This is a genomic window from Rhizobium leguminosarum (genome assembly GCF_010668065.1).
Taxonomy (GTDB): domain Bacteria; phylum Pseudomonadota; class Alphaproteobacteria; order Rhizobiales; family Rhizobiaceae; genus Rhizobium; species Rhizobium leguminosarum_S.
In genome coordinates this window covers 526,091-545,366 of the sequence record NZ_WUEN01000004.1, presented here as the reverse complement: position 1 = coordinate 545,366, position 19,276 = coordinate 526,091, and the positions used below count along the sequence as shown (strand labels likewise).

Below are 19,276 nucleotides of genomic sequence, written 5' to 3'. Positions count from 1 at the left end.
AAAATCGATTCCGATTTTCGGGGTTATGCGCTGCATTTCAGCCAAACCGAAAAATCTTCGCGATTAACAAAGAAATTTCGGCTATGCGCTGGACAAGGCTGCCGATCCTGTTTATACGCCCCGTCACACCGCGCAGCCAAGCGCGAACGGGTGATTAGCTCAGTTGGTAGAGCAGCTGACTCTTAATCAGCGGGTCGTAGGTTCGAGCCCTACATCACCCACCAAATTTCTTGAAAAGATTGATATATTCGAATTCAGGCCGGATTTTCCGGCCTGCCGGAAACCGTTCTCGCAGCGAGCGGCATGGTTGACGCTGTCCGCGGGACTGGCCGCGTCGGTCCGTGCGCCCTATCTCCCTCTCGCGTATCGGGAGGGGTCTATGAGAAGCGTTATTTTTGCCGTCGCATTGTCTCTGCCGTTGCCTGCCTTTGCCGCAGGCACCATGAACGTCAAAGCGAGCGAGCATAGCTGCGGCGAGCTTACGCAGATTATCCGCCAGAACAAAAAGGTCTTTGTCCGCGTCGGTTTCGGCGGCCGCAGTTTCCGTTATCCACCCGCCCAATGCAGCATGGGCGATAAGCGCACCACGACCAGTTTGCGCGATGCAGAGGGAAAGCAGTGCATCCTTGATTATTCCTGCGTCTTCGACCCCGCGTCGCCCTATAACTTTCCCTAGCGCATCGCGCTTTCCGAAAATCGTTCTTTGTGTGTCCCTCAATCGCTGCCGCTCAGTTTCATCCCGGCGAGCCCGAGAGCTGCGACGATGAAAAACGACAGTGCCGCCATCACTGCGATGGGCGGTGCGTATTCCTGGAAGGAATGCGAGGCGTTTAGGCTAAGGACGTAAATAGTCGCAACCGCAATCTTTGTGACGATCAAGAGGGCCAAGGTCGCGTTTTTGGCGTAACGCCTGGTTTTCGGCCAATTGAAGCTCCTGGCGGGCGACGCATCGACCTTCTGCGCTGGAACGGCCCTTGTCCGCTGCGGCTTTGGCAATGCAAGGTGTCTGCGTCCAAACGTCGGTTTCATGGCCGGCAGCGTAGACAAAACATCTTAATGGATCGGGATGTCGTGATGCCCTCGCCGGGGCAGTAGCGCAGGCGTGTTCCGCCACCTGGGCCTTGCTGCCTTCAAAGAGCTCGTGCGAGGCTGATTTCTAAAGTGTGCCGAGAGGTAAAAAGGCAGGGCTATGCTCTGTGTATGATTCCGGCCGTTCCTGCACTGGCGGCATGCGGTGCGATGCCCTACCTTCGCTCTCTCACATTCAGGAGTTTCCATGAAAAGCGTTGTTCTGGCCGTCGCACTGTTGTTTCCGTCCGTCGCTCTTGCCGCCGAGGCGGTGGAGGTCAATGCCAGGGATCACAGTTGCGAAGAGCTTGCGCAGATCATTCGCAAGGATAAGGCGGTTTTTGTGCGTATGGGCTTTGGCGGCCGCAGCTTCCGTTATCCGCCGGCCAGGTGCAATCTCGGCGACAAGTACGACACCGCAAGGGTGCGGGATGCCAATGGCAAGCTTTGCCTACTCGACTACGAGTGCGTGTACGATCCGCAGTCCTTCTATAACAGGATTCCCAAATAATATTCCGATCCAGGCGTTGCCAGTAGCCTGTTCCGCATGGATGACGAGGTCAAGAAAAAAGGCCGGGCGAAACTCGCACCGACCTTCCTCGATCGGTCTCGATAACGGCTGCCAGTACCTCCGTGGTCAGCCGCCAGAGACAGATTTAGTATCCCTTAAATAGGGTTTGCTTAAAAATCTTCAAGAACTCGCAGCCGAGAGGAAGCCGGCACTGGGCCGGCTTCTTCTGACCGAGCAGCGATTACTGCTGTGCAGGGGCAGCCGGCGGAGTGGCCGGTGCGGGTGCCGGTGCAGGCGTTGCGCTGTTGTCGGTCGGAGCGATCGGCTTGGCCGGCGCCGGCTCTGATTGGGTCGTGGAGGCTGTCGTGTCCGGGGATGTGCCGGGGGTGCTCCACTGCGAATAGGCGAATGCAGCGACAGCGATCACGGCCAATGCAGCGACCCAGACAACCCACGTATTACTGCTGCGCGCGCTCGGCGTGGTGCGCAGATCCAGATTAGGGTTCAGCGGGCGGTTCGGGTCGTTGGCATTATTGGGGTCGTACGTCATGGTACTTTCTCCTCTTTCGGTGACAGAATAATGCCGAAGTGGGCATTTTGTTCCGTTCTGGGCCGAAGCGCTTGTGCTGATTGGGTTTTCGTAGTCACTTTTCTCGCTTTACTGGCGCTCCGTGCATTCGCGGGCTTTGCCGCTCACTCCTCATCTGCTTGCGGGCGACCGGCAGGGACCCAGCGGTAGAGCTGCCGGCTGATCGGATGCGGTGGTGGGTGGCAGGCCGCCGGTGCGGACGGCAAGCCGCCATGGCGCAATGCGCTTGACACCACGGGGTCTGTTTGCGAATGATTTCTGCATGGGGTCGCGATCACCCCACGAGGCGTCATGCTGAAGAATCGCGTCCAGTAAAACCGATCAACGGAGGGACGCGTCATGCCGTCATTTCTCGAAATTTCTCCCGACAAGCTCAACCGCCTCATCGGAACCCCCGGTGCACCTTGCATTGTCGACGTTCGCACCGAGGAGGACTTCGCGCTCGATCCGCGCCTGGTACCTAGCTCGATCCGGCGGGGCCATGCCGAGGTCGGGTCCTGGGCGGGCAGCGTCGATGCGGATTCCGTCGTCGTGGTCTGCCAGAAGGGCAGCAAGCTCAGCCATGGCGTGGCCGCCTACCTGCGCCATGCCGGGATCGACGCCGAGAGCCTCGAAGGCGGCTTCGAAGCCTGGATCACAGGTGGACTGGCTGTGCCCGAGGAAAAGCTGCCGCGCCGCGACGCGGAGGGACGCACCGTCTGGGTGACGCGGGCGCGGCCGAAGATCGACCGCATCGCCTGTCCCTGGCTGATCCGGCGCTTCGTCGATCCGAGCGCCGTATTCCTTTTCGTGCCGGCGCCTGAGGTTTTAGCCGTCAGCGAGCGCTTCGGGGCGGTGCCCTTCGATATCGATGACGTGTTCTGGAGCCATCGCGGCGAACTCTGCACCTTTGATGTCATGGTCGAGGAGTTCGGGCTGGCATCGGAGCCGCTCCTGCGTCTGGCGCGGATCGTCAGGGCGGCGGATACAGCGAGGCTCGATCTGGCGCCCGAGGCGGCGGGCCTGCTGGCCGCCTCGCTCGGCCTCTCCAGGATGTATTCCGACGATCTGGAACAGCTCGAGGCCGGGATGCTTCTCTACGACGCCTTCTTCCGGTGGTGCCGCGATGCGACCGAGGAAACCCACAACTGGCCGGCGCCGAAGAAGAGAGCATGAGATGGTCGAGATGACGGATAATGCGCCCAGTGGCAAAATGGCGGAGGAAGACGCCGGAGAGGGGCATCATCACGGCGTCTCGTTTGGCGATGCCTTCAGGGTGTGGCTGCGCGTCGCCGCCCTGAGTTTCGGCGGCCCTGCCGGCCAGATCGCCGTCATGCACCGGATCATTGTCGACGAGAAGCGATGGATCGGTGAGCACCGTTTTCTGCATGCGCTGAACTATTGCATGCTGCTTCCCGGACCCGAGGCGCAGCAGCTCGCCATCTATATCGGCTGGCTGATGCATCGGACAGTGGGCGGTCTGGTCGCCGGCCTGCTGTTCGTACTGCCTGGGTTCCTGTCGATCCTCTGTCTCAGCTATATCTACGCGGCTTACGGCAATGTCGGCATCGTCGCCGGCCTGTTCTTCGGGCTGAAGGCGGCGGTGCTTGCCGTCGTCGTGCAGGCCGTCATCCGCATCGGCGGCCGTGCGCTCAAGAATCGCGTCATGGTCGGTATCGCGGCAGCGGCCTTCATCGCCATCTTCTTTCTCCATGTGCCGTTCCCGCTGATCGTGCTCGCGGCCGGCATTGCCGGCTTCCTCGGCGGCAGGTTCGGGCTTGCCGCCTTTCAGATGGGCGGCGGCCATAAGGCCGGAAGCGGCCCGGTGCTGTCGGATGCGGAGTCGGCGCTCGGCGAAGGCATACCGGCGCATGCGCGCCCGAATCTGGCCTGGTCGCTGCGTATCTCGGCCGTGCTGCTTGCCCTCTGGCTCGCGCCGCTCGCGGCGCTCTACGCAACCTTCGGTGCTGACAACGTCTTTACCGAAATCGGCCTTTTCTTCAGCAAAATGGCGGTCGTCACCTTCGGCGGGGCCTATGCCGTGCTTGCCTATGTCGCACAGGAGGCCGTGCAGCATTTCGGCTGGCTGAAACCCGGCGAGATGCTGGATGGTCTCGGCATGGCCGAGACGACGCCGGGGCCGCTGATCATGGTCGTCCAGTTCGTCGGCTTCATGGGCGCCTACCGGGATTCGGGAGCGCTGAACCCGATGCTTGCTGCGACCCTTGCGGCGATACTGACGAGCTGGGTCACCTTCGTGCCCTGTTTCCTCTGGATCTTCCTCGGTGCGCCGTTCATCGAAAAACTGCGCGGCAACATAGCGCTCGCCGGCGCGATGTCGGCCATAACAGCGGCGGTGGTCGGGGTTATCCTCAACCTCGCTATCTGGTTTGCCCTGCACACGCTGTTTGCAGAGGTTGCGACCGTCCAGCTTGGCAGCTTGCGGCTCGATATTCCCGTGCTGCAATCGGCCGTGCCGGCGGCAATGGCGCTGTCTGCCGCCGCGGCGATAGCGATCTTCCGCTTCAAGGCTTCCGTCATCGCGACGCTGCTAGCCTGCGCAGCCGCGGGAATGCTCTGGACGCTGGCGGTGAACTAGGGCCTTTCTTTGGCCCTAGGCCTCCGCCCCATCCGCGGGAATGCGCGTCGCGAGCATCTTGTCGATACGCATGCCGTCCATGTCGAGCACTTCGAAGCGCCAGTTGTCGAAGACGAAGGTTTCGCCGGCTTCGGGGATGTGCTGGAGCTGATGCAGCGCGAAGCCCGCCAGCGTATGGAAATCGGCATCCGGACGATCGCGCAGGCCCAGCCGTTCGAAGGCGTCGAAGGCCGGCATCATCGCATCGATCAAGAGCGACCCGTCTTCCCTGACGACGATGTCGGGCTCTTCGTTGGATCCCGGCAGGTCGCCGGCGATGGCTTCGAGCAGGTCGGTCTGGGTGACGATGCCTTCGAGGCTGCCATATTCGTCGATGACGATGGCGAGGCGAACGGGTGAGGCCTTGAAACTGTCGAGCACGCGGACGACCGAGGTGCCCTCATGCAGCACCAACGGCTGCTTGATCACCTCCATCGGCCGGACCTTGCCGCCGTCGAGAACCTGATCGAGAAGGTCCTTCTTCAACACCATGCCGATCGGCTCGTCGATCGAGCCGCGGGCGACCAGTAATTGCTCGTGGCTGCATTCGCGGATGGTCTTCAGGATCTCGGCCTCGCTGTCGTCGGCGTCGAACCATTCGATGTCGAGACGCGGGGTCATGATGTCGGAGATCGGCCTGTCGCCGATGTTGAACACCCGCTCGACGAGCTGCTGCTGCACCTGGTTGAGAAGGCCGGCCTCCTGGCTCTCGGCGACCAACAGCTTAAGCTCCTGCGGCGAATGGAACGACGATTCCCCGGTTCCGGCGCGAAGACCCACACCCCGCAGCACCATGTTGCCCATGCCGTTCAGGACAAAGATCGCCGGCTTGAACAGCACCAGGAACAGACCGAGCGGACGCACCACGGCAAGCGAAGTGGCCTCGCTGCGCTGAAGCGCCAGGCTCTTCGGCGCGAGCTCGCCGAGCACGATATGCAGGGCCGTGATGATGACGAAGGCGATGACGACGGCAACAGTATGCGCGCCCGCCGTCGCCCATTGCCCGGGCAACCAGGACAGCAGCGGCTCGATCAGGTGCGCAAGCGCCGGTTCTCCAACCCAGCCGAGCGCGAGCGACGAGATGGTGATGCCGAGCTGGGTGGCTGCAAGGTTGGAGTCGAGATTGTCGACGGCGCGCTGAAGTGCCGAGGCGTTCATGCGGCCTGCCGCAGCGAGTTCGGCGACGCGGCTGCGCCTGACCGACACGAGGGCGAATTCGGCGGCAACGAAGAAGCCATTGGCGGCGACGAGAAGAAACACGGCTAGTATCCCAACATAGTCGGAGAGCCCGCCGGCGGAATCGGACATGTTTTCCCTGCCTTCGAATTGATGGGAATCCGAAACTACACGCTCGCACACCGGTGGCAAGGCGTTCCGGCTAGTCCTGGGGTGAGAGATGCCGAAGCCGGGCTGCCGTAATCGAAATACTGCGTCGGCTTGCGATGCTGGCCGAAAAATGCGTGGCAAACCGCATGACCGGGATCATGCGTGCGGTTCACCGATGCGAAGCGTAAAACGCGTGGTGAACCGCATGACCGACGTCGCCTCATTCACCTCTTGGGCGCTTCGAAGAGTTCGATCGGGTTTCCGGCCGGATCATCGAGCAGGATCTGCTTGCCGCCGATGCCCTGCACGATCTCGTTGCGGAAGCGCGCACCGGCTTGGCGCAGTGCGGTGACTTTCGCCTCTAGGTCTCCGACCTCAATCTGGATACGATTCCATCCGCCAGGCTCCGGCTTTCGCCCGTCGGGCATTGCTTGAGATGCTCCGCCCGGTCCCGTCATGCCGCTGACGAACAGACGAAAGCCGTCCCTGGTCAGGATGGCGAAACTCGGTGCGGGACGAAGCGCGACGGAGAAGCCGAGATGTCTCGTGTAGAATTCCACCGCGGCGTCGACGTCGTCGACGATGTAGCGCATGCTGATACCGGGCATGTTTTCCTCCATTGTGGTCTTCGTTGTCTTGATCTGATCGTCCCCTCACGGGACATGTAGAATTCTCCTGTTCCCAAGATGCGTCGCTTCGAAACTCGATTATGCGCCCGTTTCAAATTTTTATGCATCTCTTGATGCCGCTGAGCACCTTTGGGCGAGACTAGATCGAATCAAGAGGATGCCGCCTGCCACCAGCAGCGGGACAGCCCTCCACGGCCGCGCCTTCCACGCGATGAGCAGCAGAGGCCGAAGGGTTTCAGAAGACGAAGCCAACCGGCCGGGCCAAAACCTCGAGCGCTGAGTATAAGTCTAATCTAAAGTACAAGCTTCGACCCGTAGCTATTGGATTCCATTACAAAAGTTTAATTTTTATTTCAGTTTCGGTTCATCTTTTCGGCCCTAGTTTGGTCACGTGCCCAACATGAGGACCCCCACATGAAAAAGATTTTTGCAGCTCTTCTTTCCGCCTCCTTCCTTCTTTCTCCGATGGTTGTTTCCCAGGCCAGCGCCGACGATCATCGCCGTCCGCCGGTCGTCGTGCAGAAGAAGGTGGTCGTCAAGAAGACGGTCGTCCGGTCGCATTGGAAGAGGGGATACCGCGTCAATGCCAGCGAACGTCGCCGGTTCTCCGATGTCAACGACTACCGCCGCTACCGGCTGGCGCCTCCGCCGCGCGGTTATCGCTGGGTCAGGGCCGATAACGATTACCTGCTGATCGGCGTCACCAGCGGCGTCATCTCCAGCATTATTGCCGGTCGCTGATCGGTCGATAGATCAGGAAAGGGCGGCTTCGGCCGCCTTTTTGATTCTGGGGAGGGCGTGTAGCCGTTTCGCGCCCTTCCTTCGCTTCTTCAGCTGGCGGCGGTTATGACCCGCTTTAGGGTTGCCTGCGTGACGGCATGACCCGTTCAGCAATGATGCCGAGAAAACCTCTTGGTCTTCCGATTTCAGCGTCGGTATCCTCCTCGTGCGTAAGCGGATGAAGCCCTTCGACCGGCGGCAGCGGTTCGCATTCGGTACAGACGCAGAGAGTGCGTTTGATTGCCTTCGCCTTCATGCCGCCTGCCTGTTCCAGCTGGCGAAAGGATCGGGCAGGTCGCGCCAGCGCTCGGGCGCGAAGACATCTGTCCTGATGAGACAGGCGTCGAGTTCCTTCCTGATCCAGGCTTCGTCCATCGGATCGGCACCGATGAAGACGATTTCCTGGCGGCGGTCGCCCCAGACGGGGTCGAGATAAGGGCCGATGGCGCGCATGAAGGCCGGTTCCTCAGGCCATTGTTCGCGGGGTACGGCCGCCCACCAGAGACCCATCTTGCCGGTGCGCACGATTGCGCCCGCCTGGCTGATCTCGCCGACATGGTGCGGGCGCGTCGCCAGCCAGAAGAAGCCCTTGGCGCGCACCACGCCTGGCCATGTCCGATCGAGGAAGGCCTGCAGTTTTGCCGGATGGAAGGGCCGCTTCTCGCGATAGACGAAGGAGCGAATGCCATATTCCTCGGTCTCCGGCACGTGGTCGCGGAAACCGTGCAGTTCCTTGTACCAGAGCGGATGGGTCTCGGCCTTGTCGATATCGAAGCGGCCGGTGCCGAGCACGTCTTTCAAGGCGACCTTGCCGAAATCCGCCTCGATCAGCTTCGCATCCGGGTTGAGGCCGGTGATGATCTTGCGCGCGGCGTCGCGCTCTTCCTTGGTTGCCGTGCCGATCTTGTTCAGCACCACGACGTCGGCGAATTCGATCTGTTCGACCAGCAGGTCGACGATGGTTCTGTTGTCGCCGTCGCCGGCCGTTTCTCCGCGGTCGGCGAGGAAATCGGCCGAGGCATAATCGGCAAGCAGATTGGCGGCGTCGACGACGGTCACCATGGTGTCGAGCCTTGCGACATCTGAAAGGCTTTGGCCATTCTCGTCGCGAAATTCGAAGGTGGTGGCAACGGGCAGGGGCTCGGCGATGCCGGTCGATTCGATCAAGAGGTAATCGAAGCGTCCCTGATCGGCGAGTTGGCGCACCTCCTTCAGCAGATCGTCTCGCAGCGTGCAGCAGATGCAGCCATTGGTCATCTCGACGAGCTGTTCCTCGGTGCGGGAGAGATTGGCGCCGCCGTCGCGCACCAGGGCGGCATCGATATTCACCTCGCTCATGTCGTTGACGATAACCGCGACGCGTAAGCCTTCGCGATTGGTCAGCACATGGTTGAGCAGCGTCGTCTTGCCGGCGCCGAGGAAGCCTGAAAGCACCGTAACGGGAAGTCTGTTGTTCATGGGATCCTCATCAGAGTATTGTTTATGTTATATCATTACATTTTGGGGGCCGAAAAAAGGCGGAACGGGGTTGTCCGCCTTTTTCCGCCTCAGCTCTCCCTGGAGCGTCGCGTGTCCGGCAGGACGCGCGGAGCGGCGCATGAGTGTCATGCGCTGGAGAGGCAGTCCTTCATGCTGTTGGCGATGCCGCGCATGAGGTTGAAGTAGAGATCGGGACCGGCCTTCAGTGTTGCCGCTTCGGGATCGAGCACGCCTGACTTGGCGCGCGTGCCTTCGATGACGACATTGACGAGGCGCGGCTCGAACTGCGGTTCGGCAAAGACGCAGGTGGCGCCGAGTTCGCCGACCTTGCGGTGGATTTCCGAAACACGCTCGGCACCGGGAATGGTTTCCGGGCTGACCGTGATCGAGCCGGCGACGCGGATACCGTAGCGGTGTTCGAAATACTGGTAGGCGTCGTGGAAGACGATGAAGGGCTTGTCCTTGACGGGAGCGACCATGCCCTTGATCTCGGTATCGAGCGCATCCAGCCTGTCGTCCAGCGCCTTGGCGTTGCCCTGATAGGTCAGAGCATTGGCGGGGTCGGCGGCGACCAACGTCGTGGTGATCATGGCCGCCATGGCCTTGGCGTTCATCGGGTCGAGCCAGAGATGGGTGTCGAATGTATCGTGGTCATGGTCATGGTCACTGGCGTGCCCGGGATCAGCATCATGTGCGGCGTCAGCCTCATCATGCTGACCGGAAGCACTTTCGTGCTCCGGGGCGTCATCATGCGGCTCGAAGGCGCCGCCTTCACGGAAAGGCAGCTTGACGAGACCGGGCGCGTCGTCGAGGGCCGCGATGCTGGCATCCCGGCCCAGCGCCTGCAGCGGCTTTTCGAGGAAGGCCTCGAGGCCGGGGCCGACCCAGAAGATCACCTTGGCGTCCTGCAGGGCGCGGGCATTCGATGGCTTCAGATTGTAGGTATGCGGGGAGGCGGCGCCATCGACGATCAATTCAGGTTCGCCGACACCCTGCATGATCGCCGAAACCAGCGAATGGATCGGCTTGATCGAGGTGACGACGACGGGTGCATCGGCTGCCCGCATGGTGCCGGAAAAGAGCAGGGTGGGGATCGCCAGGACCGGGATTGCGAGGGCCGGCATTCTGAGGGCCAAGATTTTGAGGGCAGGCCCCAAGGCGCGTTTCATCAATATGCTCCGCTTGAATTGCAATTGTTATGTTATTACATCAATTGCGTTATGCTATAACGTGTGCAATAGCAGGACGCAACAGCACTTTCGGAAAATTTGATGCTCTCTCCCGCAAAGACCCCCGCTGGTATCAGGGCCGAACCGCTGGTTTCGCTTGAAGATGTCGGCATTCTGCGCAACGGCCGCTGGCTGGTGCGCGGTGTCGATTTTTCCGTCTCGCGCGGCGAGATCGTGACGCTGATCGGGCCGAACGGCTCGGGCAAGTCGACCAGCGCCAAGGCGGCGATCGGTGTGTTGAAGCCTGATGAGGGCAGGGTGGAGCGCAAAGCTGGCCTCAAGGTCGGCTATGTCCCGCAGAAGCTCACGATCGACTGGACACTGCCGCTTTCGGTGCGCCGGCTGATGACGCTGACAGGACCGCTGCCGGAGCGCGATATGCTCTCGGCGCTCGAATCCGCCGGCATTGCCCATATGCTCGATGCCGAGGTCCAGCACCTCTCCGGCGGCGAATTCCAGCGGGCGTTGATGGCGCGCGCCATTGCCCGCAAGCCCGATCTGCTGGTCCTCGACGAGCCGGTGCAGGGGGTCGATTTTTCCGGCGAGATCGCCCTCTACGACCTCATCAAGTCGATCCGCAATGCGACGGGCTGCGGCATCCTGCTGATCTCGCACGACCTGCATGTCGTCATGGCCGAAACCGACACGGTCATCTGCCTCAACGGACATGTCTGCTGCCGCGGCACGCCTGAATCCGTCAGCCGCAGCCCGGAATATGTGCGCCTGTTCGGCAGCCGGGCGGCGCAGACGCTGGCCGTCTACAGCCATCACCATGATCATACGCACTTGCCGGACGGCCGGGTGCAACATGCCGACGGCTCCGTCACCGATCATTGCCACCCCGACGACGGCCATCACGCGGATGAGCATGGGCATGCCGGTCATGAACATGATCACGATCATCCCGGGCATGACCATAGTCATGACCCCGCGCATGCCCATCCTGACCATGCCCATCCGCACGCGCATGAAGCGGGAGAGCGCCATGCTTGACGATTTCTTCGTGCGCGCCATCCTTGCCGGCGTCGGCCTGGCGCTGACGACGGGGCCGCTCGGTTGCTTCATCATCTGGCGGCGCATGGCTTATTTCGGCGATACGATCGCCCATTCGGCGCTGCTCGGCGTCGCACTGTCGCTGCTTTTCGAACTCAACTTGACACTGGCTGTCTTTGCTGTCGCCGCTCTTGTGTCGGTGCTGCTGCTCTTCCTGCAGAAGCGCCAGGCGCTGTCGGCCGATGCGCTGCTCGGCATTCTCTCGCATGCGACACTCGCGATCGGCCTCGTCATGGTCGCTTTCATGAGCTGGGTGCGGATCGATCTCATCGCCTTCCTGTTCGGCGATATCCTTGCCGTTTCCAGCACCGACATCGCGCTGATCTGGGGCGGTGGGCTCTTCGTGCTTTTGGCAATGGCCTGGCTCTGGCGGCCGCTCTTGGCTGCGACCGTCAATGCCGAGCTCGCCGAGGCCGAAGGGCTGAAGCCGGAGCGGGCGCGGCTGTTCTTTATGCTGCTGATGGCCGTCGTCATTGCCATTGCCATGAAGATCGTCGGCATCATGCTGATCACCTCGCTGTTGATCATTCCGGCGGCTGCGGCGCGGCGCTTTTCACCGACGCCGGAGATCATGGCAGTGCTCGCCTCGCTGATCGGGGCGGCGGCCGTCGTCGGCGGTCTGTTCGGCTCGCTCACCTACGACACGCCCTCCGGCCCCTCGATCGTGGTCGCGGCGCTGATCCTCTTCATTCTCAGCCTGCTTCCCGTCAGGCGCCACCGCGCGGTCATGCAAGGACAAGGCTCATGACGACACCGCAATTGACCAAGAACCAGTCGCTGGTCTTCGACGTGCTCGAAAAGGCCGAAGGGCCGCTCAGCGCCTACACCATCCTCGACAAGCTGCGCGACCACGGTTTTCGCGCGCCGCTGCAGGTCTACCGGGCGCTGGAGAAGCTGCTCGAATATGGCGTGGTGCACCGGCTCGAAAGCATCAACTCCTTCGTCGCCTGCGCCCATCCGGGCGACGATTGCCACAGCCACGGCATCGTCGCCTTCGCGATCTGCGAAAGCTGCGGCCAGGTGACGGAGTTCCATGACCACGAGGTCGACCACCGACTGATGGAATGGGTGCGGGGCCAGAAATTCAAGCCCGAGAAGACGACGATCGAGATCCGCGGGTTGTGCGAGGCCTGTGCGGCATAAGCTTCCTCGCGTTCGCTAGACGATCGCCTCGCGGGCTATTGGGATGGCAGAGCCTGAAGGATCCCGACGTTATTAGACGCCGATCACAAAGCGGCGATCAAAAAGGGCGAGGGCCGGTAACCCGGCCAGAACCCAAGCCAGGGACGATCGCGTGACGAAAACCGAACTCGCGGAGATATACCGCGGCTACATCGCCTGCTTGAACAGGCAGGACTGGCCCAATCTCGGGCAGTTCGTCGGCGACGATGCGGTTCATAACGGCCGGCGGCTCGGGCTGCCGGGTTACGTCGCCATGCTCGAGCGGGACTTCGATGAGATTCCCGATCTTTATTTCAAGGTGCTGATGCTGCTTTGCGATCCGCCATACATCGCCTGCAGGCTCGGCTTCGATTGCAGGCCGAAGGCAAAATTCCTTGGCCTCGATGTGAACGGCAGACGCCTTTCCTTCACCGAGAACGTCATCTACGAATTTCGCGGGGGCAAGATCGTCGAGGTCTGGTCGGTCATTGATAAGGCGGCGATCGAAGCCCAGCTTGCGGGCTCGAATTGACCGCGCGGACGGTTTCCGGTCTGCGTTTCGATCAGATGATGGCGACGCGTTCGCCGAAGGGCGTATCGTCGTCGAAATTCCGGGTGCCGATCCGATCGCTTTCGCCTGACAAGACCGGCTGTTCGGCCTGTTCGCCGGCCTCTTCCCCTTCTTCCGATGCCGCATGCCCGTGCCGCTTTTGCGGATGCTCCTCGTTTTCGACGATCAGATCCGCGTGCGGGATGAGACCGTTTGCGGCCTCCTTCTCCACAGCCTTCTTCGCTGCCAGCTGATCGGCAGTGATCTGCGACTGGCGGGCGGCGACCCAGGCATTGTCTGGTTCGGAGCCGATCGAGGTGCTGGTGCCGACCTTGGTGGGTTCGGACGGGGCGGTGGCGGAGATGGGGTTGATCGCGTCGACCATGAAACTCTCCTGCGGTGACCAACTGGCGAAACAGCCGGCCGTTTCGTGGGATGAAAACGGCGCGTTCTTCGGACCAATCAGGGAGACATATCGAGCCCGCGCCGAAAAACACAAGGGGACATTGACGTGACTGCCACCTCGGACAATGACGAAATCGGTAGCAGGTTGCGGGAAATTCGACGAAGAATTGTGTGCACAAGGGGGTGCTCGGCGCGTGGTTAATGTAAGAATCGGAAACACTTTGTGACTAAGTGTCTCCAAAAGCAGCGTTTTTTGACTTGCTGCGCGCGAAGACATGACGGATATTGTTTAAACGTTGAGGAAGCCGTCATGATTAGAATGATTGAAAACCCTGCCGAACTGGCTGGCGAAGATATCACCGGCAAATATATTCTCCGGAGGCTGAACTATCACTGGTTCGCCTACGGCAAGGCGGCTATCGTGACTGCCTGCAAGGGAACGATCCTGCAGCTTGAGCGGGAAGAGACGGTCTATTCCGAGCGTTGGGGACGTCGCGCATATACGGGCACCGGCAGACGCTATCCCGGCGGCATCTGTCCGATTTCTGCGGTCGCCTGCGTTTGCGATACGCCCGACGACGTCAACGCTGTCATTCAGCTAGATGTCGAAGCGCAGGACGAATTCTATCAGCTGATCGCCAAGGCCGAAGCCAGGGTTCAGGCTCTTGCCTCATCCTCACGAAACAGCCAGTTTCTCCAAGCCGCCGAGTAAGGCGATTTTCTCAATGAAATCCGCCATGTGCAGCGTCCTTCTGCGCGTCTAAAAGGATGCGCGGCGCTGTCATGGAACGGAGAGCGATCATGACGCAGCGGGACATGCGGCCCGGTCACTCATTCGCGGCGGCGCCATCGCTCGGATCGCTCGCCATCACCATTGCCGTCATGTTTGCCGCGCTGTTCTGGCCGGCGGGCACGCTCGACTGGCCGCGCGGCTGGATTTTTCTCGGCCTGTTCCTTGTGCTGACTGCTGTCGCAATCATCTGGATCTGGCGGACGAATCCGGAGCTGTTTGCGGCGCGCAGCCGATACCAGAAGGGTACCAAATCCTGGGACGCCGTGGTGGCGACGCTGACGATCATTCTCTTTGCCGCCATTCTTCCGGTCGGCGCATTCGACGACGGACGTTTCCACTGGGCGCCGCAGCCCGATTGGGTCGTCTTTATCGGCTATCTCCTGATGACATCAGGTTATCTCGGCCTGACCTGGGCGCAATCGGTCAACCGGCATTTCGAGCCGACGGTGCGCATTCAAACCGACCGCGACCACAAGGTGATCGACACCGGACCCTACGCCGTAATCCGCCATCCCGGATACGCAACCGCCATCGTGCTCAGCGCCGGCATGGCGCTGTCGCTTGGATCGCTCTACGCGCTGATCCCCGCCGGCCTGCTCGTCGTCGTCCTCTTCGGCCGCACGCTCGGCGAGGAAGCCGAACTGCGCAAGGGCCTCGAAGGTTATGCGGACTATATGGCGCGTGTGCGGTGGCGGTGGATTCCGGGAGTCTGGTGAGCGGAGAGGGTGCTTCGCCACCCGCCGCCAAGTTACCCAATCACCCGATCTGCCTGAGATCCCTGGCGAAGCGTTGCCAGTTGGCGACGTAGTTTTCTGCCGAGCGACGGATGGCTTCGATTGCCGCCTCGTCGAGTACGCGCACTGCTCGGGCCGGTGCTCCGACGATCAGGGAGTTGTCGGGGAATTCTTTGCCCTCCGTCACCAGCGCATTGGCGCCGACGAGGCAGTTGTTGCCGATCTTCGCACCATTCAGGATGGTGGCGCCCATGCCGATCAGCGTGTTATCGCCGATGGTGCAGCCGTGAAGGATGGCGTGATGGCCGATGGTGCAGCCGTTTCCGATCGTCAGCGGGAAGCCCATGTCCGTATGGGCCATCACACCTTCCTGGATGTTGGTGCCTTCGCGGACGGTGATCTTTTCGTTGTCGCCGCGCAGCACGGCGCCGAACCAGATGCCGACATTCTCGCCGAGTTCGATCTGACCGATGATGTTAGCATCCGGTGCGATCCAATAGAGGCCGGCGGCGGGCAGTTTCGGCGTCAATCCGCCAAGCGCGTAGACGGGCATTGCTTTCTCCTCAGACGACCTCGACCGATAGGGTGGCGACGCCGTCGATGCCGCAATTGATGCGATCGCCCCTGGCCACGGCGCCGACGCCGGCGGGTGTGCCGGTCATGATGATATCGCCGGCTGCGAGAGTGAAGAGCTTCGACAGTTCGGCGATGATCTCCGGCACCTTCCAGATCATCTGGTTGAGATCGCCGTCCTGCACGCGCTTGCCGTTCTGTTCCAGCCAGATCCTGCCTTCCGCGGGGTGGCCGAGGCGGCTTGCCGGAACGATTGACGAGATAGGGGCGGAATGTTCGAAGGCCTTGCCGACCTCCCAGGGGCGACCAAGCTTCTTTACCTCGCCCTGGAGGTCGCGGCGGGTGAAATCGATGCCGACGGCATAGCCATAGACGCAGTCGAGCGCGTCCGCAGCCTCGATGTTTGCGCCGCCTGATTTCAGCGCCAGCACGCATTCGACTTCGTAATGCACGTCTGAAGACAGCGACGGATAGGGAAAGGCCTTGCCCGCCGGCAGCAGGTTGTCGGCATTCTTCTGGAAGAAGAAGGGCGGTTCGCGGCTGGGATCATGGCCCATCTCGATCGCATGGTCGGCATAGTTGCGCCCGACGCAGTAGACGCGGCGCACCGGAAAACGCTCGGCGCTGCTTTCGACCGGCAACAACACCGGTTGCGGAAGCGGGATGACGGTGGCGGGATCGGACATTGGCGGGCTCTTCCTGTTTCGAGTCTTGATGCATCTTAGACGCAAAACATCGCGCCGGGAAAGCCGTCCTTGGCGTCCGGCTTCGGTGCATTGACGCTATCGCGGCCGCGGGTTAACCTTAGCCATGAGCAGGATTTTTGCAGTTTCGATGACGTCTACGACCACCGCGCCGCGGTGGGTGGTAGACGCGTGAACTGAAATCCGTTCATCGCCGCTAAGACCAACCCGCCGGAGACGAGCGGGTTTTTTGTTCCCGCCCGTGTCCGCACTCGAGGACGAGATCGTGGACGATATCCAGAAGCATATTCTTGCGGAGCCGGCGCTGGCCGTCGCCCGCCACTGCATCGCCAGCCGCTATGGCGGGGCCGCGTTCGCCTATGTCGCCGGCTCCATCATGCGCGGCGAAGGCACCACCTTTTCGGATATCGATCTGGTCGTGGTGTTTCCGTCGCTCCAAAGAGCCTGGCGGGAATCGTTCACTGAGGACGGTTTCCCGGTCGAGGCCTTCGTCCACGATCCGCAGACGCTGGCGCATTATCTCCATCAGGATGCCGACAGCGGCTATCCCATCATGGCCAACATGGTCGCGACGGGCTGTATAGTGGGATCGGATATCGACAGCGCGCGCGTCATTCAGGCAAAGGCGGCAAGCATGCTGGCGGCGGGGCCGAAACCTCTTGCCGGCGAAAGTTATGACATGCTGCGCTATCAAGTCAGCGATCTGGCCGATGACCTGCGCGGCGACCGCCCGCCCGAAGAGATCGTGGCGATCGCCGCGCTGCTCTATCAGAAGCTGGCCGATCTGATCCTCCTCGGACGCGGCGCATGGACCGGCCGCGGAAAATGGGCGCCGCGCCTCATGAAGAAGCTCGATGCGCAACTGGCAGCCGAATTCGACGCGGCGTTCAGACTGGCGGTAGTGGGCGACGGCACCCGATTTCTGGCTTTGGCCGATCGGGAGCTTGCCCTGCATGGCGGCCGTTATTTCGAGGGGTTCAGACAGGACGCGCCGCTGGAAGCGCGCCGCCTGGAATAACCGCGGTCAAGAAAGGGAAGCTGCGGCTTCTTTCTTGCTCCGGCGGCGTTCACGCTCGCGAGGTCATCCAGACGCCCACCAGTGTCACCGCCAGCCCGATGAACACGGTTGCCGTCAGCGGCTCGGAAAATAGAGCCCAGGCCCATAACATGGTGACAGGCGGGCTGAGGTAGATCGCGGCGCTGACCTGCGCCACGGGGAACAGTCGAAGGCTGGTGTAGTAGACCGAATAGGCGGCGAAGGTCGCAATCAGCACGAGCCATGTCATGCCGATGGCGAAATCGACGGTCATCGGCGGGATCATGTTGCCCTGCATGAAGGCGCAGAACGAAAACAAGGCTGAGCCGGTTAGGGTCTGGATGCAAAGGCTCTGGTGGATAGGCATATGCACCGTGCGCTGCCGTCTGTAGAGAACGGTGGCGAGGGCGAAAACCAGCATCGAGCCGGCCGTCAGCCCGTAGGCCCAGAGCGGGGCCTCGCCGAAGCTCAGGCTGTCGAGCGAAACGAGCAGAACGCCCGCCACCGCGATCGCCGTCCCCAGCCATTGCCGCAATGTCAGTCGCTCGCCCAGGAGAGGTTGCGAAAGGCAGGCAATCGCCAGCGGCAAGAGGTCGGAAATCAGTGCGACCAGCCCCGTCGGCACGCGCTGCTCGATGGCGAGAGCGAATCCGCCGAGATAGAGGAAGACCGACATCACGCCGAACAGCATCTGGCCCAGCACGCCGCGCAACGGCATCCGCGGTCCGATAGCCAAGGCGAAGGGTAGCAGTATCGTTCCCGATAGAAGGGTGCGCCAGAACAAGACCAGGATGACGCTCGCCTCCTCGCTGGCGTAGCGAATGCCGACGAAACCGGAACTCCAGCTGATCACCAGAAGCGTCGCCAGCACGGGCCATAGGAAGCGGTGATGCAGCGCAGGCCGAGCGATAGCTTTATCGGTCATGGAATACTCATTTTGATTTCATTCTGTTCAGCCATATGCCCAAAGGGTCGAGATCGCACATGACAAATTTCGATGAAGACATGACAGGATGATTGATTTATCGATGATGGCTTGCCAGCATCGCCACCTCCATGCATAGGCTTTGCAACGTAGTCAGCGGAGGAGTGCCTGCCTTGACCGAACTCAACAGCCGGCGATTGGAAATAGACGCGCTGCGGGTCCTGTGGTCCGTTCGCCGTCATGGCGGCATCACTCGCGCTGCCGAGGCGCTGGGCCTGTCGCAATCGGCTGTCAGCCACAAGATCAAGCGGCTTGAAGTCAGCCTCGATTGTGCTCTTCTCAGCCGCAAGCCGGGAGCGCCTGTGTTCACAGCCGCCGGCGAGGATTTGCTGGATTACGCCGAACGCATTCTCGGTCTTCATGACGAAGCGCTTCTCAGCCTGACGAAAACGCCGCTCGCAGGACGCATCGCCCTCGGGCTGACCGAGGACACGACGTGTACCGATCTCGCCCGCATATTGGGCCGGTTTCGCCGCCTCCATCCTGATGTCGCCGTGCGGACCAAGGTCAGGATGAGTTTGGTTCTACGGGCGATGCTGGAGCAAGGAGAGCTCGACGCTGCGATCGTGCAGATCTTTGCCCATGAGGTTCGTCCGACCGATATCGTGCTTTTCCGGGAGCAGCTCTACTGGGTGAAGCATTCCGACCTGGCTCTGCCACCGAGTGGTCCGATTCCATTCCTGTCTTTCGACGACGAATGCTTCTATCGCCAATGGGCTCTCGATATCGGCCAGGATGACGACACGCTTCTCGAGACGGTGTTTGAGTGCGCCAGCGCCGCGGGAATCGTCTCGGCGGTCACCTCAGCCCTGGGGGTGGCGCTTCTGAACGGGCGCCACCTGCGCCCCGCGATGGATATCATCACCAACCGCCTGCCCACGCCTCCCGCCCTGGCCTATGTGGTGCGTCGGGCCCGTAAGGCGCGAAATCCCGCGCTCGATACTCTGGTCGCCGAAATCGAAAATGAAGTCAGCCGTTACGGCGGCCTGACCTTGGCGAGCTGATTTGCCGCCATTAGGACGGAGAGCCGCCGGTGGCATTCGCTCCCTGAAAA

24 protein-coding genes and 1 tRNA gene are annotated in these 19,276 nt (G+C 61.4%); 14 read left to right on the top strand and 11 right to left on the bottom strand.

All coding sequences use genetic code 11. The features are described from left to right. The first annotated feature begins 148 nt into the window (after positions 1–148). Both GR198_RS14830 and GR198_RS14825 read left to right on the top strand, forming a co-directional pair. Positions 149–224: transfer RNA gene (locus GR198_RS14830), tRNA-Lys, on the top strand. 83 nt (positions 225–307) lie between these two features. After that, positions 308–676, top strand: a complete 369-nt coding sequence (locus GR198_RS14825) for a hypothetical protein (protein WP_155248885.1) — start codon at positions 308–310, stop codon at positions 674–676. 38 nt (positions 677–714) lie between these two features. On the opposite strand, the gene GR198_RS14820 is transcribed toward GR198_RS14825, so the two are convergent. Beyond that, positions 715–1,029, bottom strand: a complete 315-nt coding sequence (locus GR198_RS14820) for a hypothetical protein (protein ID WP_246711100.1) — start codon at positions 1,027–1,029, stop codon at positions 715–717. A 247-nt stretch (positions 1,030–1,276) separates the two neighbouring features. Between GR198_RS14820 and GR198_RS14815 the strand changes: the two genes are divergently transcribed. Continuing rightward, positions 1,277–1,579 (top strand): hypothetical protein, encoded by a 303-nt coding sequence (locus GR198_RS14815; RefSeq protein ID WP_029870368.1) that lies wholly within the window; start codon positions 1,277–1,279, stop codon positions 1,577–1,579. Positions 1,580–1,820: 241 nt separating this feature from the next. Here GR198_RS14815 and GR198_RS14810 read toward each other — a convergent pair whose 3' ends face one another. Beyond that, a complete protein-coding gene (locus GR198_RS14810; RefSeq protein WP_003541169.1) occupies positions 1,821–2,129 on the bottom strand; it encodes a hypothetical protein in 309 nt (102 codons plus the stop codon). Between the two features lie 378 nt (positions 2,130–2,507). Here GR198_RS14810 and GR198_RS14805 point away from each other — a divergent pair, with 378 nt between their 5' ends. Together GR198_RS14805 and chrA are read left to right on the top strand one after the other, a co-directional pair. After that, positions 2,508–3,323 carry a chromate resistance protein ChrB domain-containing protein gene (locus tag GR198_RS14805; RefSeq protein WP_029870369.1) on the top strand — a complete coding sequence of 272 codons (816 nt, stop codon included), beginning with the start codon at positions 2,508–2,510 and terminating at the stop codon, positions 3,321–3,323. 1 nt (position 3,324) lies between these two features. Then, a complete protein-coding gene (chrA, locus tag GR198_RS14800) occupies positions 3,325–4,746 on the top strand; it encodes a chromate efflux transporter (protein ID WP_029870370.1) in 1,422 nt (473 codons plus the stop codon). 15 nt (positions 4,747–4,761) lie between these two features. Here chrA and GR198_RS14795 read toward each other — a convergent pair whose 3' ends face one another. Both GR198_RS14795 and GR198_RS14790 read right to left on the bottom strand, forming a co-directional pair. Beyond that, complete coding sequence (locus GR198_RS14795) at positions 4,762–6,093, bottom strand: hemolysin family protein (RefSeq protein ID WP_027683853.1); 1,332 nt, start codon at positions 6,091–6,093, stop codon at positions 4,762–4,764. Positions 6,094–6,335: 242 nt separating this feature from the next. Further along, on the bottom strand, positions 6,336–6,719 hold the full coding sequence (locus GR198_RS14790) for a VOC family protein (protein ID WP_012758163.1): 384 nt from the start codon (positions 6,717–6,719) through the stop codon (positions 6,336–6,338). Positions 6,720–7,154: 435 nt separating this feature from the next. On the opposite strand from GR198_RS14790, the gene GR198_RS14785 reads away from it, so the two are divergent. Continuing rightward, entirely contained in the window at positions 7,155–7,481 is a 327-nt protein-coding gene (locus GR198_RS14785; RefSeq protein WP_029870372.1) for an RcnB family protein, read from the top strand. Positions 7,482–7,596: 115 nt separating this feature from the next. Here GR198_RS14785 and GR198_RS35820 read toward each other — a convergent pair whose 3' ends face one another. The 3 genes from GR198_RS35820 to GR198_RS14770 form a co-directional block, all read right to left on the bottom strand. After that, entirely contained in the window at positions 7,597–7,776 is a 180-nt protein-coding gene (locus GR198_RS35820; RefSeq protein WP_029870373.1) for a hypothetical protein, read from the bottom strand. Beyond that, positions 7,773–8,978 carry a zinc metallochaperone GTPase ZigA gene (zigA, locus tag GR198_RS14775; protein WP_029870374.1) on the bottom strand — a complete coding sequence of 402 codons (1,206 nt, stop codon included), beginning with the start codon at positions 8,976–8,978 and terminating at the stop codon, positions 7,773–7,775. The genes GR198_RS35820 and zigA overlap by 4 nt, the downstream gene beginning before the upstream one ends. A gap of 146 nt (positions 8,979–9,124) precedes the next feature. Next, on the bottom strand, positions 9,125–10,168 hold the full coding sequence (locus GR198_RS14770; RefSeq protein ID WP_029870376.1) for a zinc ABC transporter substrate-binding protein: 1,044 nt from the start codon (positions 10,166–10,168) through the stop codon (positions 9,125–9,127). Positions 10,169–10,270: 102 nt separating this feature from the next. Between GR198_RS14770 and GR198_RS14765 the strand changes: the two genes are divergently transcribed. The 4 genes from GR198_RS14765 to GR198_RS14750 all read left to right on the top strand — a co-directional run bounded on the left by GR198_RS14765 (position 10,271) and on the right by GR198_RS14750 (position 12,974). Beyond that, the gene (locus tag GR198_RS14765) at positions 10,271–11,221 is read left to right on the top strand and encodes an ATP-binding cassette domain-containing protein (RefSeq protein ID WP_029870377.1); all 951 of its coding nucleotides are present in this window, start codon (positions 10,271–10,273) and stop codon (positions 11,219–11,221) included. Beyond that, on the top strand, positions 11,214–12,029 hold the full coding sequence (gene znuB, locus GR198_RS14760; RefSeq protein WP_029870378.1) for a zinc ABC transporter permease subunit ZnuB: 816 nt from the start codon (positions 11,214–11,216) through the stop codon (positions 12,027–12,029). The genes GR198_RS14765 and znuB overlap by 8 nt, the downstream gene beginning before the upstream one ends. Then, positions 12,026–12,424, top strand: coding sequence for a Fur family transcriptional regulator (locus GR198_RS14755; protein ID WP_011652680.1), 399 nt, complete (start codon positions 12,026–12,028; stop codon positions 12,422–12,424). The genes znuB and GR198_RS14755 overlap by 4 nt, the downstream gene beginning before the upstream one ends. A 151-nt stretch (positions 12,425–12,575) precedes the next feature. Further along, entirely contained in the window at positions 12,576–12,974 is a 399-nt protein-coding gene (locus GR198_RS14750) for an ester cyclase (protein ID WP_029870379.1), read from the top strand. A gap of 31 nt (positions 12,975–13,005) precedes the next feature. Here GR198_RS14750 and GR198_RS14745 read toward each other — a convergent pair whose 3' ends face one another. After that, positions 13,006–13,377, bottom strand: coding sequence for a hypothetical protein (locus tag GR198_RS14745; RefSeq protein WP_029870380.1), 372 nt, complete (start codon positions 13,375–13,377; stop codon positions 13,006–13,008). A gap of 330 nt (positions 13,378–13,707) precedes the next feature. On the opposite strand from GR198_RS14745, the gene GR198_RS14740 reads away from it, so the two are divergent. Together GR198_RS14740 and GR198_RS14735 are read left to right on the top strand one after the other, a co-directional pair. Next, a complete protein-coding gene (locus tag GR198_RS14740) occupies positions 13,708–14,109 on the top strand; it encodes a hypothetical protein (RefSeq protein ID WP_032983784.1) in 402 nt (133 codons plus the stop codon). An 89-nt stretch (positions 14,110–14,198) separates the two neighbouring features. After that, on the top strand, positions 14,199–14,906 hold the full coding sequence (locus GR198_RS14735) for a methyltransferase family protein (RefSeq protein WP_204337115.1): 708 nt from the start codon (positions 14,199–14,201) through the stop codon (positions 14,904–14,906). Positions 14,907–14,946: 40 nt separating this feature from the next. Here the strand turns inward: GR198_RS14735 and GR198_RS14730 are convergent, their stop codons facing one another. Together GR198_RS14730 and GR198_RS14725 are read right to left on the bottom strand one after the other, a co-directional pair. Then, complete coding sequence (locus tag GR198_RS14730) at positions 14,947–15,477, bottom strand: gamma carbonic anhydrase family protein (RefSeq protein WP_029870383.1); 531 nt, start codon at positions 15,475–15,477, stop codon at positions 14,947–14,949. 10 nt (positions 15,478–15,487) lie between these two features. Then, a complete protein-coding gene (locus GR198_RS14725) occupies positions 15,488–16,183 on the bottom strand; it encodes a fumarylacetoacetate hydrolase family protein (RefSeq protein WP_029870384.1) in 696 nt (231 codons plus the stop codon). Positions 16,184–16,466: 283 nt separating this feature from the next. On the opposite strand from GR198_RS14725, the gene GR198_RS14720 reads away from it, so the two are divergent. Beyond that, complete coding sequence (locus GR198_RS14720) at positions 16,467–17,219, top strand: nucleotidyltransferase domain-containing protein (RefSeq protein WP_029870385.1); 753 nt, start codon at positions 16,467–16,469, stop codon at positions 17,217–17,219. Between the two features lie 49 nt (positions 17,220–17,268). Here GR198_RS14720 and GR198_RS14715 read toward each other — a convergent pair whose 3' ends face one another. Continuing rightward, positions 17,269–18,162, bottom strand: coding sequence for a DMT family transporter (locus GR198_RS14715; RefSeq protein WP_029870386.1), 894 nt, complete (start codon positions 18,160–18,162; stop codon positions 17,269–17,271). A 173-nt stretch (positions 18,163–18,335) separates the two neighbouring features. Between GR198_RS14715 and GR198_RS14710 the strand changes: the two genes are divergently transcribed. Then, positions 18,336–19,226 (top strand): LysR family transcriptional regulator, encoded by an 891-nt coding sequence (locus GR198_RS14710; protein ID WP_029870387.1) that lies wholly within the window; start codon positions 18,336–18,338, stop codon positions 19,224–19,226. Positions 19,227–19,276: the final 50 nt, after the last annotated feature.

Bases quoted from the DNA above. Each gene is read 5' to 3' on its own strand.
- GR198_RS14815 (WP_029870368.1), top strand. From the start codon at position 1,277: ATGAAAAGCGTTGTTCTGGCCGTCGCACTGTTGTTTCCGTCCGTCGCT.
- chrA (WP_029870370.1), top strand. From the start codon at position 3,325: ATGGTCGAGATGACGGATAATGCGCCCAGTGGCAAAATGGCGGAGGAA.
- GR198_RS14790 (WP_012758163.1), bottom strand. From the start codon at position 6,719: ATGCCCGGTATCAGCATGCGCTACATCGTCGACGACGTCGACGCCGCG.
- GR198_RS14785 (WP_029870372.1), top strand. From the start codon at position 7,155: ATGAAAAAGATTTTTGCAGCTCTTCTTTCCGCCTCCTTCCTTCTTTCT.
- GR198_RS14735 (WP_204337115.1), top strand. From the start codon at position 14,199: ATGACGCAGCGGGACATGCGGCCCGGTCACTCATTCGCGGCGGCGCCA.
- GR198_RS14810 (WP_003541169.1), bottom strand. From the start codon at position 2,129: ATGACGTACGACCCCAATAATGCCAACGACCCGAACCGCCCGCTGAAC.
- GR198_RS14770 (WP_029870376.1), bottom strand. From the start codon at position 10,168: ATGAAACGCGCCTTGGGGCCTGCCCTCAAAATCTTGGCCCTCAGAATG.
- GR198_RS35820 (WP_029870373.1), bottom strand. From the start codon at position 7,776: ATGAAGGCGAAGGCAATCAAACGCACTCTCTGCGTCTGTACCGAATGC.
- GR198_RS14755 (WP_011652680.1), top strand. From the start codon at position 12,026: ATGACGACACCGCAATTGACCAAGAACCAGTCGCTGGTCTTCGACGTG.
- GR198_RS14820 (WP_246711100.1), bottom strand. From the start codon at position 1,029: ATGAAACCGACGTTTGGACGCAGACACCTTGCATTGCCAAAGCCGCAG.
- GR198_RS14765 (WP_029870377.1), top strand. From the start codon at position 10,271: ATGCTCTCTCCCGCAAAGACCCCCGCTGGTATCAGGGCCGAACCGCTG.
- GR198_RS14740 (WP_032983784.1), top strand. From the start codon at position 13,708: ATGATTAGAATGATTGAAAACCCTGCCGAACTGGCTGGCGAAGATATC.
- znuB (WP_029870378.1), top strand. From the start codon at position 11,214: ATGCTTGACGATTTCTTCGTGCGCGCCATCCTTGCCGGCGTCGGCCTG.
- GR198_RS14745 (WP_029870380.1), bottom strand. From the start codon at position 13,377: ATGGTCGACGCGATCAACCCCATCTCCGCCACCGCCCCGTCCGAACCC.
- zigA (WP_029870374.1), bottom strand. From the start codon at position 8,978: ATGAACAACAGACTTCCCGTTACGGTGCTTTCAGGCTTCCTCGGCGCC.
- GR198_RS14730 (WP_029870383.1), bottom strand. From the start codon at position 15,477: ATGCCCGTCTACGCGCTTGGCGGATTGACGCCGAAACTGCCCGCCGCC.
- GR198_RS14715 (WP_029870386.1), bottom strand. From the start codon at position 18,162: ATGACCGATAAAGCTATCGCTCGGCCTGCGCTGCATCACCGCTTCCTA.
- GR198_RS14795 (WP_027683853.1), bottom strand. From the start codon at position 6,093: ATGTCCGATTCCGCCGGCGGGCTCTCCGACTATGTTGGGATACTAGCC.
- GR198_RS14725 (WP_029870384.1), bottom strand. From the start codon at position 16,183: ATGTCCGATCCCGCCACCGTCATCCCGCTTCCGCAACCGGTGTTGTTG.
- GR198_RS14805 (WP_029870369.1), top strand. From the start codon at position 2,508: ATGCCGTCATTTCTCGAAATTTCTCCCGACAAGCTCAACCGCCTCATC.